This is a genomic window from Microbacterium sp. Root61 (genome assembly GCF_001427525.1).
Lineage (GTDB): Bacteria > Actinomycetota > Actinomycetes > Actinomycetales > Microbacteriaceae > Microbacterium.
Genome location: NZ_LMGU01000002.1, coordinates 479485 through 496777 on the forward strand (window position 1 = coordinate 479485; position 17293 = coordinate 496777).

Annotated in this window: 19 protein-coding genes; 17 read left to right on the plus strand and 2 right to left on the minus strand. The window is 69.5% G+C overall.

Annotated features, from left to right (window positions below; translation table 11 throughout):
• Window positions 1–251: 251 nt before the first annotated feature.
• From ASD65_RS18490 to ASD65_RS18520, 7 genes are all read left to right on the plus strand, one after another.
• The gene (locus ASD65_RS18490; RefSeq protein WP_056226242.1) at window positions 252–629 is read left to right on the plus strand and encodes a LysM peptidoglycan-binding domain-containing protein; all 378 of its coding nucleotides are present in this window, start codon (window positions 252–254) and stop codon (window positions 627–629) included.
• Window positions 630–660: 31 nt separating this feature from the next.
• Window positions 661–1755, plus strand: a complete 1095-nt coding sequence (locus tag ASD65_RS18495; protein WP_200948739.1) for a histidinol-phosphate transaminase — start codon at window positions 661–663, stop codon at window positions 1753–1755.
• Entirely contained in the window at window positions 1752–2366 is a 615-nt protein-coding gene (gene hisB, locus ASD65_RS18500; protein ID WP_056226249.1) for an imidazoleglycerol-phosphate dehydratase HisB, read from the plus strand. Before ASD65_RS18495 ends, hisB begins: the two co-directional genes overlap by 4 nt.
• Window positions 2363–3016 carry an imidazole glycerol phosphate synthase subunit HisH gene (gene hisH / locus ASD65_RS18505; protein ID WP_056226252.1) on the plus strand — a complete coding sequence of 218 codons (654 nt, stop codon included), beginning with the start codon at window positions 2363–2365 and terminating at the stop codon, window positions 3014–3016. The genes hisB and hisH overlap by 4 nt, the downstream gene beginning before the upstream one ends.
• A 65-nt stretch (window positions 3017–3081) precedes the next feature.
• On the plus strand, window positions 3082–3828 hold the full coding sequence (gene priA / locus ASD65_RS18510) for a bifunctional 1-(5-phosphoribosyl)-5-((5-phosphoribosylamino)methylideneamino)imidazole-4-carboxamide isomerase/phosphoribosylanthranilate isomerase PriA (protein WP_056226255.1): 747 nt from the start codon (window positions 3082–3084) through the stop codon (window positions 3826–3828).
• Window positions 3812–4609 carry an SseB family protein gene (locus ASD65_RS18515; RefSeq protein WP_056226258.1) on the plus strand — a complete coding sequence of 266 codons (798 nt, stop codon included), beginning with the start codon at window positions 3812–3814 and terminating at the stop codon, window positions 4607–4609. The genes priA and ASD65_RS18515 overlap by 17 nt, the downstream gene beginning before the upstream one ends.
• 64 nt (window positions 4610–4673) lie before the next feature.
• The gene (locus ASD65_RS18520) at window positions 4674–6062 is read left to right on the plus strand and encodes a pyridoxal phosphate-dependent decarboxylase family protein (RefSeq protein ID WP_056226261.1); all 1389 of its coding nucleotides are present in this window, start codon (window positions 4674–4676) and stop codon (window positions 6060–6062) included.
• On the opposite strand, the gene ASD65_RS18525 is transcribed toward ASD65_RS18520, so the two are convergent.
• Window positions 6055–6423 carry a DUF1844 domain-containing protein gene (locus ASD65_RS18525; RefSeq protein WP_056226264.1) on the minus strand — a complete coding sequence of 123 codons (369 nt, stop codon included), beginning with the start codon at window positions 6421–6423 and terminating at the stop codon, window positions 6055–6057. The two genes, ASD65_RS18520 and ASD65_RS18525, sit on opposite strands and share 8 nt — an antisense overlap.
• Before the next feature lie 306 nt (window positions 6424–6729).
• Here ASD65_RS18525 and infC point away from each other — a divergent pair, with 306 nt between their 5' ends.
• The 10 genes from infC (at window position 6730) to pheT (ending at window position 16073) form a co-directional block, all read left to right on the plus strand.
• Window positions 6730–7371, plus strand: coding sequence for a translation initiation factor IF-3 (gene infC / locus ASD65_RS18530; protein ID WP_156378982.1), 642 nt, complete (start codon window positions 6730–6732; stop codon window positions 7369–7371).
• 72 nt (window positions 7372–7443) lie between these two features.
• A complete protein-coding gene (gene rpmI / locus ASD65_RS18535) occupies window positions 7444–7638 on the plus strand; it encodes a 50S ribosomal protein L35 (RefSeq protein WP_056226266.1) in 195 nt (64 codons plus the stop codon).
• Between the two features lie 32 nt (window positions 7639–7670).
• Entirely contained in the window at window positions 7671–8054 is a 384-nt protein-coding gene (gene rplT / locus ASD65_RS18540; RefSeq protein WP_056226269.1) for a 50S ribosomal protein L20, read from the plus strand.
• 104 nt (window positions 8055–8158) lie between these two features.
• Window positions 8159–8953, plus strand: a complete 795-nt coding sequence (locus tag ASD65_RS18545; RefSeq protein ID WP_056226272.1) for a TrmH family RNA methyltransferase — start codon at window positions 8159–8161, stop codon at window positions 8951–8953.
• Between the two features lie 94 nt (window positions 8954–9047).
• The gene (locus tag ASD65_RS18550) at window positions 9048–9845 is read left to right on the plus strand and encodes an amino acid ABC transporter ATP-binding protein (RefSeq protein ID WP_056226275.1); all 798 of its coding nucleotides are present in this window, start codon (window positions 9048–9050) and stop codon (window positions 9843–9845) included.
• Window positions 9846–9930: 85 nt separating this feature from the next.
• Complete coding sequence (locus tag ASD65_RS18555; RefSeq protein ID WP_056226278.1) at window positions 9931–10800, plus strand: glutamate ABC transporter substrate-binding protein; 870 nt, start codon at window positions 9931–9933, stop codon at window positions 10798–10800.
• A gap of 88 nt (window positions 10801–10888) precedes the next feature.
• Window positions 10889–11536, plus strand: coding sequence for an amino acid ABC transporter permease (locus tag ASD65_RS18560; RefSeq protein WP_056226280.1), 648 nt, complete (start codon window positions 10889–10891; stop codon window positions 11534–11536).
• On the plus strand, window positions 11533–12459 hold the full coding sequence (locus ASD65_RS18565) for an amino acid ABC transporter permease (RefSeq protein ID WP_056226516.1): 927 nt from the start codon (window positions 11533–11535) through the stop codon (window positions 12457–12459). The genes ASD65_RS18560 and ASD65_RS18565 overlap by 4 nt, the downstream gene beginning before the upstream one ends.
• Before the next feature lie 42 nt (window positions 12460–12501).
• Window positions 12502–13542: a phenylalanine--tRNA ligase subunit alpha gene (pheS, locus tag ASD65_RS18570; protein WP_056226284.1), complete on the plus strand. Its 1041-nt coding sequence runs from the start codon at window positions 12502–12504 to the stop codon at window positions 13540–13542.
• Window positions 13542–16073, plus strand: coding sequence for a phenylalanine--tRNA ligase subunit beta (gene pheT / locus ASD65_RS18575; protein WP_056226288.1), 2532 nt, complete (start codon window positions 13542–13544; stop codon window positions 16071–16073). Before pheS ends, pheT begins: the two co-directional genes overlap by 1 nt.
• A gap of 54 nt (window positions 16074–16127) precedes the next feature.
• On the opposite strand, the gene ASD65_RS18580 is transcribed toward pheT, so the two are convergent.
• Complete coding sequence (locus tag ASD65_RS18580) at window positions 16128–17267, minus strand: AAA family ATPase (RefSeq protein WP_056226290.1); 1140 nt, start codon at window positions 17265–17267, stop codon at window positions 16128–16130.
• Between the last annotated feature and the right edge of the window lie 26 nt (window positions 17268–17293).

A 17293-nucleotide genomic window follows, 5' to 3' on the forward strand; every position in this document is an offset into this window, starting at 1 on the left:
TCCTGTCTGAAGGGCCGTGCGGAGGACCCGTCTTCGAATGTCGGAGCCCCGTGGTGGGGTGTTCACATCGAAACCGTATCCGGTTCGAGCCGACTTCGTCGGCAACTTGTTCGCGTGTCGTGTTCGAAGAATCCGGCTCCGAACATCCACTTGACATCCTAAAACTTCGAAGATAACTTCGGAATAGAGATTCGCACCCGCTCCTCCCGGCCGAGGTGCGGATGCGAATCTCTCCCCACCTAGGAGGAGCCATGACCGCCATCGGAATCGCGAACCACGTCGCCGTTCGACCCGTCACCGGCAGCGCGACGCGCCTGCGCATCACGGTGCGCGGTCGTCGCGTGCTTGCAGCGGTCACAGCGTTTCCGGTCATCGTCGCCCTTGCCGCGGCGATCATCGGCGGCGGTGTCGCGGTCGCCTCGCGTGACGCGGGCGCACCCGCGGGTTCCTTCGAGACCGTCACGGTCATGTCCGGCGACTCGCTCTGGTCGATCGCACTGTCGGTGGCGCCGAACGCAGACCCGCGTGACGTGGTCTCCGCGATCGAACGACTCAACGCACTCGACGGCGCGACGCTCGCCGCCGGTCAGAAGCTCGCGATCCCCGCCGAGTACACCGCCGGTCACTGAGCGGCCGACGCGGTACGCGCACGGCTCTACGATGGGACAGGTGAGTGCCCGTCTCGAAGACCTCCCTCTGCGTGCCGATCTGCGCGGGTTGACGCCCTACGGCGCCCCGCAGGCCCCGCTGCCCGTCGCCCTCAATGTGAACGAGAACACGCATCCCGTTCCCGAAGAGGTCGCCGACGACATCCTGGATGCCGTGGCTCTCGCCCTGCGCGATGTGAACCGATATCCCGACCGCGAGTTCACCTCGCTGCGTGAGGGCTTCGCGGACTACCTGGGGCACGGGCTCACGCGTGAGCAGATCTGGGCCGGCAACGGTTCGAACGAGGTGCTGCAGCACCTGCTGCAGGCATTCGGCGGGCCCGGGCGCACCGCCTTCGGCTTCGCTCCGACGTACTCGATGTACCCGCTCATCACTCAGGGCACCGGCGCGTCCTGGATCGCCGGGACGCGCGGCCACGACTTCACGCTGACGGCACAGGATGCCGCATCCCAGGTCGCCGACGCGGCACCGGACGTCGTCTTCCTCTGCGCGCCGAACAACCCCACGGGCACGCCGCTGCGGCTCGATGTGATCGAGGCCGTCTACGACGCGACCGACGGCATCGTCATCGTGGATGAGGCGTACCAGGAGTTCGCACCGCGGGACGAGCGCTCCGCGCTGACGCTGCTGCCCGACCGTGAGCGCCTCGTGGTGTCGCGCACGATGAGCAAGGCGTTCGCGTTCGCCGGCGCACGCGTCGGATACCTCGCTGCGGACCCCGCGGTCATCGACGCGCTGCGGCTGGTGCGGCTGCCGTACCACCTCAGCGCGCTCACCCAGGCGGCCGCGACGGCCGCCCTGCGTCACGCCGACACGATGCTGCGCACGGTCGACGACATCGTCCTGCAGCGCGAGCGCATCGCCGCGACGGTGGCGGCCCTCGGCTACGAACCGTACGAATCGTGGACGAACTTCCTTCTCTTCGGCGGCGTCGCCGACCCGGCCGCGACGTGGCGCGCGCTATACGACCGCGGTGTGCTCATCCGGGACGTCGGTATCCCCGGCCACCTCCGCGTCACCGCGGGTACGGAGGCGGAGACCACCGCGTTCCTGGACGCGCTGGCCTCGATAGACTCGGCCTCATGACCCGCCCCACCGAGCACCGTACGGCGTCGCTGCGCCGCGCGACGAGTGAGTCCACGGTCGAGCTGTCGCTCGACCTCGACGGCACCGGCGTGAGCCACATCGACACGACGGTCCCGTTCTTCGACCACATGCTCACGGCGTTCGCCAAGCACTCGCTGACAGACCTCACGGTGCGGGCGTCCGGGGACACCGACATCGACGCGCACCACACGGTGGAAGACATCTCGATCGTGCTCGGCCAGGCGATCCGCGAAGCACTCGGCGACAAGTCCGGCATCTCCCGCTACGGCGACGCCCTGGTGCCGCTGGATGAGGCGCTCGCGCAGGCGGTCGTCGACATCAGCGGTCGTCCCTACCTCGTGCACGAGGGGGAGCCCGTCGGCTTCGAGCACCACCTGATCGGCGGGCACTTCACCGGTTCGCTGGTGCGGCACACGTTCGAGGCCATCGCGTTCAACGCCGGCCTCACGGTGCACGTCCGCGTCCTGTCCGGCCGCGACCCGCACCACATCGCCGAGGCGGAGTACAAGGCGTTCGCCCGTGCGTTCCGCCAGGCCAAGGCCCTCGATCCCCTCGTGGAGGGAATCCCGAGCACGAAGGGCGCTCTGTGACCCGCACGCCGCTCGTCGCGGTCCTGGACTACGGATCGGGAAACGTGCACTCCGCCGTCAAGGCATTGACGGCGGCCGGGGCTGACGCGCGACTCACGAAGGACCGTGGTCTGGTCGCCGAGGCCGACGGGCTCGTCGTACCCGGTGTCGGCGCTTTCCGCGCGGTCATGGACGCCCTGCGCGCCAGCCGCGGGGATGAACTCATCGGCCGGCGTCTCGCCGGCGGACGGCCTGTGCTGGGCATCTGCGTCGGCATGCAGGTGCTGTTCGAGCTCGGCGTCGAGCGCGGCGTGGACACGGAAGGCATGGGGGAGTGGCCCGGTGTGGTCACTGAGCTCGATGCGCCCGTGCTGCCGCACATGGGCTGGAACACCGTGCAGCCCGGCGAAGGGTCGCGACTCTTCCACGGCCTCGAGGACGAGCGGTTCTACTTCGTGCACTCGTTCGGCGTGCAGAAGTGGGTCATGGACGTCCAGCCGCAGTATCGGCAGCCGATCCTGACCTGGTGCGACTACGGTGCGTCCCCCTTCCTGGCCGCGGTCGAGAACGGCCCGCTGTCGGCGACACAGTTCCACCCGGAGAAGTCCGGCGACGCCGGCATCAAGCTCCTGTCCAACTGGATCGGCGGGCTCAGCGCGACTACGCTCTGACCTCGTGCCGTCCGCGGGTGAGTGATCTCCCCGCCGCCATACCCCGCCTACCCCCATTGGGAGCCATGAACGATTTCGCGTCCACCCCCGAGTTGATCCTCCTTCCTGCCGTCGATGTCGCCGACGGCAAGGCCGTCCGCCTCACGCAGGGCGCGGCGGGTACCGAGACGAGCTACGGCGACCCCGTCGACGCAGCGCTGGAATGGGCGCGCCAGGGCGCGCAGTGGATCCACCTCGTCGACCTCGACGCCGCCTTCGGCCGCGGCAACAACACCGCCGTGCTCCGCAAGGCGATCAAGGCCGTCCGCGGTGTGCAGGTGGAGCTCTCCGGCGGCATCCGCGACGACGCCTCGCTCGAGGCCGCGCTCGAGAGCGGCGCCACGCGCGTCAACCTCGGCACCGCGGCGCTGGAGAACCCGGAGTGGGCCGCCAACGTGATCGGCCGGTACGGCGACGCGATCGCCGTCGGGCTCGACGTGCGCGGCACGACGCTCGCCGCACGCGGCTGGACCCGCGACGGCGGCGACCTGTGGACCGTCCTGCAGCGACTCGAGGCCGCCGGCTGCACCCGCTACGTCGTGACGGACGTCACGAAGGACGGCACGCTGCAGGGTCCGAACATCGAACTGCTGCGCGAGATGGTCACGCGCACCCCCAAGCCGGTCGTCGCCTCCGGCGGGATCTCCAGCCTGGATGACATCGCCGCACTGCGCGAGCTCGTGCCGCTCGGTGTCGAGGGCGCGATCGTCGGCAAGGCCCTGTACGCCGGCGCGTTCACGCTCGCCGAGGCGCTCGATGTCGCAGGCGGCTGATCAGCCCGGTCACTCCGACCACGGGCACACGCACGCGGATTCCGCGGGCGTGCCCTGGGAAGGGCGGCGGTTCGAGCCCAACCCGCACTCCGGGGATGACGGCTCGGCCGACCCGGCGCTGCTGCGCGCCCTGATCGCGTTCCACGCCGGGCAGGGCAGTCCCGTCGCGGTGATCGACGCGTATCGCACGGCACGCCTGCTGATCCCGCTCGTCGCCGAGAAGGGCGACGAAGGCATCGGCGCGCACGGGCTCGTCGTCGACAAGACGCAGGAGCTGTCGATCGTCACGGTCGCCGCTCCGGACGGCCGGCGCGTGCTGCCCGTGTTCACGTCCGTCGCGGCTCTGTCGCGATGGGATGCCGCGGCTCGGCCGGTGCCGGCCGACGGTGTGCGCACGGCGCTGGCCGCCGCAGCCGATGACACCGACCTCATCGTGGTGGACCCCACGTCCGACACCGAGTTCGTCATCCGCCGCCCCGCCGTGTGGGCGATCGCGCAGGGGCACGCGTGGGAGCCCGCGGTCACCTCGGTCGAGGTGTTCACCGGATTGCAGGAGAGCGTCGCCGGTGAGCTCGCCGTGCTCGACCTGTCGGTCGAGGCGGGCGACCCGTCCGGACGCCTCCGCGGCCCGGAGCTCGTCGTGCTGCTCGAACTCATCCACGGCCTGGACCAGGCGGAACTCGACGCTGTGCTGGCGCGCCTGGCGCGGCGCTGGGCGGCGGACAACCGCATCGCCGTACTGGTGGACTCCCTCACCGTCAAGCTGATTCAGTCGGTCTGACCGCATCGTGCCGGCCCTTGCGGCCGGCGACCCGGAGCGGAAGGATCGCCGCAGGGGTGCCTCGATGGCTGACGACGGCGAATACGGCGCGGCTCTGGATGCCGCGCACCGGCACGCCCGCGCGTGGCTCGACTCGGTGGGCGAGCGCCCGATCCGCCCCGAGGTCGATGTGGACGGTGTCCTCGCACGCCTCGATCGGCGCTGGCGCGATGAGGGCGCCGACCCCGCCGCCGTCATCGACGAGCTCGCCGAGGCGATCGGTCCCGGGCTCATGGCGATGGGCTCGCCGCGCTTCTACGGCTTCGTGATCGGCGGGGCCTATCCGGCGGCGCTGGCCGCCGACTGGCTGGTGTCGTCGTGGGACCAAAACACCGGGTCCCGGCAGCCGACACCGGGAACCTCCGCGGTCGAGGAGGTGGCGGCCGCCTGGCTGCTGCACGCGCTCGACCTGCCCCGCGAGAGCGGTGTCGGCTTCGTGACGGGGGCGACCAGCGCCAATCTCGCGTGCCTGCTCGCCGCCCGCGACGCGGTGCTGCGGGCTCGCGGCCACGACCCGGAGCGCGGGATCCAGGGCGGCCCGCCGATTCTGTTCCTCGCCGGTGATGCCGTGCACACCTCGGTCGTGCTGGCCGGACGGATGAGCGGGCTCGGCGCGCCGATGACGGTCGGCGCCGACGAGCAGGGGCGCATCGACGTGGCCGGGCTCGCCCGTGCCCTTGCCGCGCACGACGGGCCGGCGATCGTGGCGCTGCAGGCGGGCGACGTGCATTCCGGGGCGTTCGACGACTTCGTCGGCGCGATCGAGGTCGCCCGCGCCGCCGACGCGTGGGTGCACGTCGACGGAGCATTCGGGCTGTGGGCGGCGGCGAGTCCGCGACTGCATCATCTCGTCGCGGGGATGTCTGCGGCCGACTCCTGGGCGACAGACGCGCACAAGACCCTCAACGTGCCGTACGACTGCGGCGTGGCGATCGTCCGGGACGAGGCGGCCATGACGGCCGCGCTCGGGGCGCACGCCGCCTATCTGCCGGCGGTCGGGAGTATCTCCGAGCCCTACGACCGCACTCCGGAGCTGTCGCGCCGCGCGCGGGGCGTGACCGTGTGGGCGGCGCTCCGATCGCTCGGGGCCACCGGTGTCGCAGGTCTGGTCGACGGACTGGTCGAGGCGGCCGCGGGGCTGGCGGACGGCTTCCGCGGTATCCCGGGGATGACGGTGCTCAACGATGTCGTCTTCACCCAGGTGTGCCTGGCGGGACCGGATGACGCGACCACGGCCGCGCTGGGGGAGTGGCTGCGCGCCGAGGGCACCGTGTGGGCATCGTCGTCCGCCTGGCGCGGGCGCACGATCATCCGCTTCGCCGTCAGCAACCGCGGGACCGACGCCGAGGCGGTGCGGCGCACCGTCGACGCCGTCGCCCGCGGTGCCGCGGCGGTGGGTATCCGGGCTAGTTGACCGGACCCGTCCACTTCTCGCCCGGGCCCTTGCCGATCGGGTCGGGGATGACCGATGCTTCGCGGAAGGCGAGCTGCAGCGAGCGGAGGCCGTCGCGCAGCGAGCGGGCGTGCATGTCGCTGATCTCCGGCGCTCCGGCCGTGATGAGTCCGGCGAGGGCGTTGATGAGCTTGCGCGCCTCGTCCAGATCCATCTGGGTCGCCGGGTCGTCGGCGAGGCCGACCTTGACGGCGGAGGCGCTCATCAGGTGCACCGCGGCGGTCGTGATGACCTCGACGGCGGGCACATCGGCGATGTCGCGCGTGGCCGAGGATGCCGCGCGCTCCTGCTCCTCCCAGCGGGCCTGGCGTGCGTCATCCACAGCCGTCCCTTCCTCCGGAAGCTGGCCGTCGGTGTCCCGAATCGTGTTCACGTGGTTCTCTCTGCTAAACTGATGCGGTCTTCGGGGTGTTGTGCCCCGGATCGAAAGAGGATTACATCCCACCCGCGCTTGCCGTTCCAGGCTACCGGGTCACGCACTCCGCCCCGTCCGCTTCGGACGGGGTTGCCCATGATGGGTCTGGGTGCAGAGCCGGCGCTCGCGCTGAGCCGGGTGGAATGACTCCTCTTCCGCCCGCGACGCATTCCGTGTCGTGGTGGTCACCACCCGCACGAAGAGGAGTTCCGCATCAGCGATCCCCGCACCAATGACCGCATCCGCGTTCCCGAGGTCCGCCTCGTGGGACCCGCGGGTGAGCAGGTCGGCGTCGTCCGCATCGAGGTGGCGCTGCGCCTGGCTCAGGAGGCTGAACTCGACCTGGTCGAGGTCGCCCCCAACTCGAAGCCTCCTGTGGTCAAGATCATGGACTACGGGAAGTTCAAGTACGAAGCTGCGCAGAAGGCCAAGGAAGCGCGACGCAACCAGGCGAACACCGTCCTCAAAGAGGTCCGGTTCCGTCTGAAGATCGAGCCGCACGACTACATGACCAAGCTCAAGCGTGCCGAGGGCTTCCTGCAGTCGGGCGACAAGGTCAAGGCGATGATCCTGTTCCGTGGTCGCGAGCAGTCGCGCCCCGAGCAGGGTGTGCGACTCCTGCGCAAGTTCGCCGAGGACGTCGCCGAGTTCGGCACCGTCGAGTCGAATCCGATGATCGACGGTCGCAACATGGTCATGGTGGTCGCCCCGCACAAGAACAAGTCCGAGGTCAAGACGGAGCAGAACGCCCAGCGCGCTGCCAACCGCGAAGCGGCCCGCGGGTCGCGTCCGGGCGGTGCCGGCGAGGCATCCGACGACGACACGGACACGCCGGACTCGACCGAAGCCGAGTAAGGCCCCACAGACTCCCGCTACGCGGGATGAACAACCAAGCCCCCCGGGGCACATCAACGAAGGAACAGGCAGATGCCGAAGCAGAAGACCCACTCGGGTGCCAAGAAGCGCTTCAAGGTCACCGGGAGCGGCAAGCTCATGAAGCAGCAGGCCGGAATGCGCCACAACCTCGAGGGCAAGTCCAGCCGTCGCACGCGTCGCCTCAACCAGGAGAAGGTCCTGGCCCCCGGTGATGTCAAGCAGGCCAAGAAGCTCCTCGGCCGCTGACGCGGACCGACGCAAGTTAGGAATAAGAAGACATGGCTAGAGTCAAGCGGGCCGTAAACGCCCACAAAAAGCGTCGCGTCATCCTCGAGCGCGCCTCCGGGTACCGCGGACAGCGTTCGCGTCTGTACCGGAAGGCCAAGGAGCAGGTCACCCACTCCCTCGTCTACGCGTACCGTGACCGTCGCAAGCGCAAAGGCGACTTCCGTCGTCTGTGGATCCAGCGCATCAACGCTGCGAGCCGCCAGAACGGCCTCACGTACAACCGCTTCATCCAGGGCCTCGGCCTCGCGGGTGTCCAGGTCGACCGTCGCATGCTCGCCGAGCTCGCGGTTCACGAGCCGGCGACCTTCGCGTCGCTCGTCGCGACCGCCAAGGCAGCACTGCCCAGCGACGTGAACGCAGCCAAGACCGCGTAATCCGTTTCTGCAGAAAGGGCGTCCACCTCAGGGTGGGCGCCCTTTCGCGTACCCGGCCCACCCGGGATACCGGATTCCGTGCGGCGCGCCCGTAGACTGGATCCGTGCTCGAGAACCCGCGGTCGCCGCGCGTGCGTGCCGTTGCGAAACTGACCAAGCGCAGCGCCCGTGAAGAGACCGGTCTGTTCCTCCTCGAAGGCCCGCAGGCCGCTCGGGAGGTGCTCGCGCATCGCCCGCACACTCTCGTCGAGCTGTACGCCACGCCGTCCGCGCTGGAGCGTCACACCGACGTCCGCGACGCGGCACGGGATGCCGACATCGAGGTCGTGTTCACGACCGAGGCCGTCCTCGCCGCGATGGCCGACACCGTCACGCCACAGGGCATCGTCGCCGTCGCCCGGCAGTCGCCGACCTCCGTGCGCGACGTGTTCGCCGCCTCGCCCCGCCTCGTCGCGATCTGCGAAGAGGTGCGCGATCCGGGCAACCTCGGCACGATCATCCGAGCCGCGGATGCCGCGGGCGCGGACGCCGTCGTCCTGACCGGCCGCACCGTCGATCCGTACAACCCCAAGGTCGTGCGTGCCACCACCGGATCGCTCTTCCACCTCCCGGTCGCCGTCGGCGTCGAGCTGCCGACCGTCATCGAACTGGCGCGCAGCGCAGGCATGCGCGTGATCGCTGCCGACGTCGGAGGCGATGACTTCCTCGCCTCGCGCTCACTGCTGTCGGAGCCCACCGCGTGGTTGTTCGGCAACGAGGCGCGGGGCCTCGACGAGGCATCCCTCGCCCTCGCCGACAGGTCGCTCCGCCTGCCCATCTACGGCAGCGCGGAGTCGCTGAACCTCGCCACCGCGGCGAGCGTCTGCCTCTACGAGACCGCCTTCGCTCAGCGCGCGTAAGCCCACGCCTGCTCGATTCCGGTCCTGTTACAGTCCGGTAAAGCTCGCCGCAAGGGGCTCCCCGTGACGCGGCCCGTCCCCCTAGGGTGGGGACATGGCGACACCGGAGACACCATCGACCGCGCCGAAGACCTCGAACATCAGCGTCCGACGCGGTGAGCCGCTCGTCGTCATCGAACACGTCGACAAGCACTTCGGCGACTTGCACGTCCTCAAGGACATCAACACCGTCGTGAGCCGCGGCGAGGTCGTCGTCGTGATCGGTCCGTCCGGTTCCGGGAAGTCCACGCTGTGTCGCGCGATCAACCGGCTCGAGACCATCGACTCGGGCAAGATCGCCATCGACGGCGTACCGCTCCCGGAGGAGGGGAAGGCGCTGGCCACCCTCCGCGCCGATGTGGGCATGGTCTTCCAGTCGTTCAACCTTTTCGCGCACAAGACGGTGCTCGAGAACGTCACCCTCGGCCCGATCAAGGTGCGCAAGCTCTCGCGCAAGGCGGCCGAGGAGAAGGCGATGGCGCTGCTGGATCGCGTCGGCGTCGCCAACCAGGCCAAGAAGATGCCTGCACAGCTCTCCGGCGGCCAGCAGCAGCGCGTCGCGATCGCTCGCTCGCTCGCGATGGACCCGAAGCTGATCCTCATGGACGAGCCGACCAGCGCGCTCGACCCCGAGATGATCAACGAGGTCCTCGACGTCATGATCGGTCTCGCGGCCGACGGCATGACGATGATCGTCGTCACCCACGAGATGGGCTTCGCGCGCAAGGCCGCCGACCGGGTGCTGTTCATGGCCGACGGCGCAATCGTCGAAGAGGCCACCCCCGACCAGTTCTTCACCAATCCTCAGAGCGAGAGGGCCAAAGACTTCCTGTCGAAGATCCTCGACCACTGACACCATGCCTCGGCCGCCGTACCGCGGTCAGGACCACGCAGGGGCAGGCACAACCAGCCCCTCCACAGCAAAGGACAGGTACGACATGAAGAAGACACGACTCAGTCTGCTCGCGGTGGCCGCAGCCGGAGCGCTCCTGCTCTCGGGATGCGCCACAGGCGGCGACGCCGGCGGCGGCGGAGAGACCACCACGCCGGAGCCGGCTCCCACTTTCGCCGCGGGCAGCACGATGGAGAAGCTCGCCGATGCGGGCAAGATCACGATCGGCACGAAGTTCGACCAGCCGCTGTTCGGCCTCAAGGGTCCGAACGGTCCAGAGGGCTTCGACGTCGAAATCGGCAAGATCATCGCGTCCGAGCTGGGCATCCCCGAAGACGGCATCACCTGGACCGAGGCGGTCTCCGCCAACCGCGAGCCGTTCATCGAGAACGGCGAGGTCGACATCGTCATCGCGACCTACACGATCAACGACAAGCGCAAGGAGGTCGTCTCCTTCGCGGGCCCGTACTACATGGCCGGTCAGTCGATTCTGGTGCTCGCCGACAACGACGACATCAAGTCCGAAGACGACCTGGTGGGGCAGCCCGTCTGCTCGGTGACCGGGTCTACGCCCGCGGCCAACCTGGAAGCGCTGGGTGCCGAGGTCCTGCTGACGGACACGTACTCGAACTGCCTCGAGCCGCTGCGCAACGGATCCGTCGTCGCCGTCTCGACCGACAACGTCATCCTCGCCGGCCTGGCCGCGCAGAACGAGGGAGAGTTCAAGGTCGTGGGCGAGCCGTTCACCGAGGAGCCGTACGGCATCGGTCTCGCGCTCGATGACACCGACTTCCGCATGTGGATCAACGACGTGCTGGAGAAGGCGTACGCCGACGGCCGCTACGAGGACGCGTGGGACGCGACGGCCGGCACGGTGCTGCCGTTCATCGACCCGCCGGCGGTCGACCGCTACTGATGGATCGGATGCCTCGGGCCGGCGCGCGACGCCGGTCCGGGGCATCCATCCTCACCACAACAACTACTGAGACACGAGGGGAGGCCTGATGGAACAGCTGCTGTCGTTGATGCCGGAGTTCTGGGAGGGCTTCCGTGTCACCCTGCTCCTGCTGGCGGTATCGGGGGTGGCGGCCCTCATCCTGGGCACGCTCATCGCGGCGATGCGGATCTCGCCGATCGCCTCGCTGCGGGGTTTCGCGGCGTTCTGGGTGGAGATCGCCCGAAACACGCCGCTGACCCTGGTCTTCATCTTCACCGCGTTCGTGCTGCCGATGCTCGGCGTCCGGGCGCCGTATCTGATCCTCGCGTTCGTCGCGCTGACCTACTACACGTCTCCGTTCATCGCGGAAGCACTGCGGTCTGGCATCAACGGAGTGCCGATCGGCCAAGCCGAGGCCGCGCGCAGTGTCGGACTCGGCTTCGGGCAGACGGTGACGCTGGTCGTGCTGCCACAGGCATTCCGCATGACGGTTCCGCCGCTCATCAACGTCTTCATCGCGCTGACCAAGAACACGTCGGTGGCCGGAGGCTTCTTCGTCGTCGAACTGTTCGCGACCACGCGCCAGCTCGCGAACGACAACGGCAACATCGTCCTGGAGATCCTGTTCACCGCGGCAGCCCTGTACCTGGTCATCACCGTGCCGCTCGGCTTCTTCGCCGGTCAGCTCGAGAAGCGATGGGTGGTGCGGCGATGACCGGCACGAGTGTCCTCTTCGACGCGCCGGGTCCCCGAGCGCGCCGCATCTCGCTGATCGCATCGATCGTCGCGCTGCTGCTGATCCTCGCCGGCGCATTCTGGGTCTACACGCTGCTCGCGGCCCCTCGGACGTCCGGCGGCATCTCTCTGCCGGGCATGTTCGATGCCTCGCGCTGGGACATCTTCCTCGATCCGCAAGTATGGGCGTTCATCGGACAGGGCGTCATCGCCACCCTTCAGGCTGCGGCCGTCGCGGGTGTCGGCGCCATCGTGCTGGGCATCGGACTGTCGCTGATGCGCAGCTCCACCATCGCGTGGGTGCGAATCCCGACGGCCTGGCTCATCGAGTTCCTGCGCGGCATGCCCGTGCTGCTCATGATGCTGTTCATCCTGCTGATCGCCTCGACCGGTGCGTTCTGGGCCGTCGTGATCGCCTTGATCCTCTACAACGGCACACTGATCGGCGAGATCCTGCGCGCGGGGCTCGTCGCCCTCCCGAGGGGGCAGCGCGAGGCCGCGCTGAGCGTCGGCATGCGCGAGTTCCAGTCGAAGATGCTCGTCGAGTTCCCGCAGGCTTTCCGCCAGATGCTGCCGATCATCGTCGCCCAGCTGGTGGTGCTGCTGAAGGACACCTCGCTCGGCTACATCGTCGGCTACAACGAGATCATCCGCACGAACATCAACAACCTGGGCAGCTTCTACGGCAACCGCTACCTGTTCTCGCTGTTCGTGGTGACGCTGGCCATCTACCTCGCCATCAACCTCAGCCTGTCGTGGTTCGCCCGCTGGCTCTCCCGCCGGACGGCGAGTGGCGGAACGCGTGGCCGCAAAGCCAAGGGGCCGCAGCCTCTGCTCGACCCCACCCAGGCGGTGCTGCTCGCCCAGGCGACTGCGGCAGCGAAGCAGTCCGAGAGTCAGTAGACGCACCGGGACGGCCACGCGTCGTCGGTAGACTCGACTCTCGTGTCTGACACTCCTGAAATCACGCCCGAGACGGTGGATGCCGCGGTCCAGGCGGCGCTCGCCGCCATCGCCGCGGCCGCGGATACCGCCGCCGTCAAGGCCGCACGTTCCGCACACACCGCCGAGGGATCGCCGCTGGCTCAGCTGAACGCGCAGCTGCGCTCCGTCGCCCCCGAGAACAAGGCAGAGTTCGGCAAGCTGGTCGGTCAGGCGCGTGCGCGCGTCACCCAGGCCCTCGCCGCCCGCGAAGCCGAGCTCGCCGAGGCCGAGACCGCCGCACGACTCGAGGCGGAGCGGGTGGACATCACCGCCCTCGCTTCCCGCGCGCGTGTCGGGGCGCGGCATCCGATCTCGCTCCTGCAGGAGCAGGTCGCGGACATCTTCGTCGGCATGGGGTGGGAGATCGCCGAAGGTCCCGAGCTCGAGCACGAGTGGTTCAACTTCGACGCCCTGAACTTCGACGTCGACCACCCGGCGCGCCAGATGCAGGACACGTTCTTCGTCGACCCGGTCGACCGCCACCTCGTGATGCGCACGCACACGAGCCCCGTCCAGGTGCGCTCGATGCTCGAGCGCGACCTGCCGGTCTACGTGCTGTGCCCGGGGCGGGTCTACCGCACCGACGAGTTCGACGCGACGCACCTCCCGGTCTTCACGCAGTTCGAGGGGCTCGTCATCGACAAGGGCATCACCATGGCGCACCTCAAGGGCACCCTCGACCACGCCGCCAAGGTGCTGTTCGGCCCCGAGGCAAAGACGCGCTTCCGCGCGAACTTCTTCCCCTTCACCGAGCCGTCCGCCGAGCTCGACCTGTGGCACCCGACCTTCAAGGGTGGCGCGCGCTGGATCGAGTGGGGCGGCTGCGGAATGGTCAACCCCAACGTGCTGCGCGCGGCCGGCATCGACCCCGAGGAGTACTCGGGCTTCGCGTTCGGGATGGGGATCGAGCGGACACTCATGTTCCGCAGTGATGTGCAGGACATGCGCGATATGGCCGAGGGCGATATCCGCTTCAGCGAGCAGTTCGGGATGGTGGTCTGATGCGCGTTCCGCTCTCGTGGTTGCGCGAGTACGTCGATGTGCCGGCTTCGGTGACCCCGGAGGATGTGCTGGAAGCACTCGTCCGCGTCGGGTTCGAGGAGGAGGACATCCACCGCTTCGAGCTGCAGGGTCCGATCGTCGTGGGTGAGGTGCTCGAGTTCGTCGAGGAGCCCCAGTCCAACGGCAAGACGATCCGCTGGTGCCAGGTGCAGGTCGCCCCGGATGGCGAGACCGCCGCCGACGGCGGACCCGCGGTGCACGGCGTCGTCTGCGGCGCCCGCAACTTCTTCGCCGGCGACAAGGTCGTGGTGACCTTGCCCGGCGCCGTTCTGCCCGGACCGTTCCCGATCGCTGCCCGCAAGACCTATGGCCACGTGTCGGACGGCATGATCGCCTCCGCCAAGGAGCTCGGCCTCGGCGACGAGCACAACGGCATCCTGCGTCTGGTGGAACTCGGCATCGACGCCCCCGTCGGCACGGACGCCATCGCCCTGCTGGGCCTGGACGACGTCGCCGTCGAGATCAACGTGACTCCCGACCGCGGCTACGCGCTGTCGATGCGCGGTGTCGCCCGCGAGTACTCGCACGCGACCGGTGCGGCCTTCCGCGACCCGGGCGACCGCGAGTGGGGCGACCTCCAGCACCCCGCCGGCGGCTTCGCCGTGACCGTCGATGACGCGAATCCGATCCGCGGCCGGGTCGGGGCATCCGAGTTCGCCGTCCGCATCGTGCGCGACGTCGACCCGACCAAGCCCACCCCGGCCTGGATGGTGGCGCGGCTCACGCTCGCCGGCATCCGCTCGCTCGGCATCCTGATCGACATCACCAACTACGTGATGCTCGAGCTTGGCCAGCCGATCCACGGCTACGACCTCGACAAGCTGCAGGGCGGCATCACCGTGCGTCGCGCGACGCCGGGCGAGAAGCTCGAGACGCTCGACGGCAAGGTGCGCGTCCTCGACGCGGAAGACCTGCTGATCACCGACGAATCGGGCCCGATCGGGCTCGCCGGCGTCATGGGCGGCGGCACCACCGAGATGACCGACGCGACCCGCAATGTGCTCATCGAAGCGGCGATCTTCGACACCGTGTCGATCGCACGCACGGCCCGCCGGCACAAGCTGCCCTCCGAGGCATCCCGCCGGTTCGAGCGCGGCGTCGACCCGCTCATCCCGTTCGTCGCCGCACGCCGCGTCGCCGACCTGATGGTGGAGTACGCGGGCGGCACGCTGGACACCGAGGTGGGCGGCGCGCTGTTCGCCACCGTCGAGATCGCCGGGATCGACCTGCCTCGCGGCTTCGTCGAGGGGCTGATCGGCGTCGACTACACGACCGAAGAGATCGTCGCGGCGCTCGAGCTGATCGGCTGCGAGGTGTACGACACCGGCGAGCACTGGTCGGTGCATCCGCCGTCGTGGCGTCCCGACCTCACCGACAAGTGGACGCTCGCCGAGGAGGTCGCCCGCATCGAGGGCTACGACCGCATCCCGTCGATCCTGCCCACGCCGCCGTCGGGTCGCGGGCTGACCCTCGCGCAGCAGGGCCGACGCCGTGTCTCCAACGCGCTCGCCGCGGCCGGGTACATCGAGACCCCGACGTTCCCGTTCACGACCGAGGCGGCCAACGACCTGCACGCGACGGTCTCGGGAGAGCACGTGCCGAGCGTCAAGCTCGCCAACCCGCTCGATGGGCAGTCGCCGTTCCTGCGTCGCACGCTCGTGCCCGGGCTGATCGATGTCGCGCACCGCAACCTGTCGCGCGGCTTCACCGATCTCGCCCTCTTCCAGACCGGCTCCGTGTTCCTCCCCGAGCCGGGTGTCACCTACGGCACCGACTTCGTCCCGCCTCTCGCGGTGCGACCGGATGCCGCGACGCTGGCCGCGCTGGATGACTCGATCCCGCCGCAGCACCGTCATGTCGCCGTGCTGCTGGCCGGCAACGTCAGCGCGAAGCAGCCCGGTCATCCCGCGGTTCCGGTGGAGTTGGGCGATGCGCTCGACGCCGTGCGGACGATCGCGTCGGCCGCAGGTGTCGCGGTCGAGGTCGCCCAGACGCAGCGCGCCGCGCTGCACCCTGGCCGCGCCGGGGTGCTCACGGTCGAGGGTCGCGAGGTCGGCTATGTCGGCGAGCTGCTGCCCGCCGTGGCCGACGCCGCCGACCTGCAGGGCCGCGTCGTCGTGGCCGAGCTCGACCTCGACCTCATCCTGCGGCTCGCGGGTGAGCGCGTGGTCGCCGCATCCCTCTCCAGCTACCCGGCCGCGACGCAGGACGTGTCGCTGGTCGTGGCCGCCGACCTTCCGGCGGCGACCGTGGGCTCGGCCCTGCGGGATGGTGCGGGGGAGCTGCTGGAGTCGCTGCGCCTCGTGGACGACTACCGCGGTACCGGCCTGCCCGACGGCACCAAGAGCCTCACGTTCGCGCTGCGCTTCCGCGCCCCCGACCGCACCCTGACGGCGGCCGAGGCGTCCGAGGCGAAGCTCGCCGGCGTGGCTGTAGCGGCCGAGCGCTTCGGGGCCCACATCCGCGACTGAATCGATCGATCGAACGGGCATGGTCATCAGACCGTGCCCGTTCGTCGTTCCGAGCTAGCGGGTGCCCCAGTTCCAGGACGGCCGATCGAACATGCCCTGGCCCTCGATACGGGTGCCGAATCCGTTCGACTCCAGCCGGACGAGGCGTGCCCCGGCGCGATCGAGGGCATCCGCGAGCGCGGCGGCATGAGTGACGACGATGACCTGCGTGCGCTGCGCCGCGTCGGCGATCAGCTCGGCCAGCGGCGAGAGCAGATCGGGGTGCAGGCTCGACTCCGGCTCGTTGAGCACGATCAGCGGAGCGGGACGTGCGGGCAGCAACGCGGCGCACAGCAGCAGGTACCGCAGCGTACCGTCGGACAGCTCGGTGGTCTCGAGTGGACGGAGCAGCCCGGGCTGACGCATCGTCAGCCGGAACTGCCCGTCGGCGGCCACCACCTCCACATGGGAACCGGGGAAGGCGCGCGACACCTCACGGTCGAGCGGCGCCCCGAAGCCCGACTCCTGGATTGTCGCCCAGACGGCGGCGAGGTGCTCCCCGGCGTGGTCGAGAGTCGTCGTGCGCGTCCCGATCCGGGGGAGTCGCGTGGGGGCATCCCGGTCCGTGCGGAATTGGTCGTAGAACCGCCAGGACGACAGCATCCGTCGCAGGTTCAGGAGTTCGGGTGCAGTATCGCCGTCCGCGAGGTCGGTGAGGATGCTCTCGTACGACGTGAGCGGCTGCATCAGGGTCCGCCACGCGGCATCCTTCACCCGCGTCGCCGCGCGCGTGCGCTCGATCAGCATGGTCGAGGGCTTCGCGATCTGACCGGCGAACACCCACTCCCGTTTGATCTCCGGGTCGCGTGCGAAGAGACTGCCCTGCGCGACCTGCGGCTGGCCGAGATCGAGGAGATACCCCAGCTCGTCCGTGGCGACGCCGAGCAGGATCGCCACGGGCTTCTTGCGCCGAGTGCCTTCCGCGCCCGGGCCTGTCGGTGTCTCAGGGCCCGCCCACAAGGCCGAGGGGTAGCCGCCCTCCTCAGCGATGGCCGCGACGACCCGACCTGTGCCGGCGGCGGACAGCAGTCGGAGGGCCCGGTAGAGGTTCGACTTGCCCGAGCCGTTCGGGCCCGTCACCACGGTCAGCGTGCCCAGGGGCAGGACGAGGTCGACGATCGAGCGGTAGCCGGCGACGGCGAGAGTGGTCAGCACGGGTTCATCCTTCCCGCCGGCGCCGA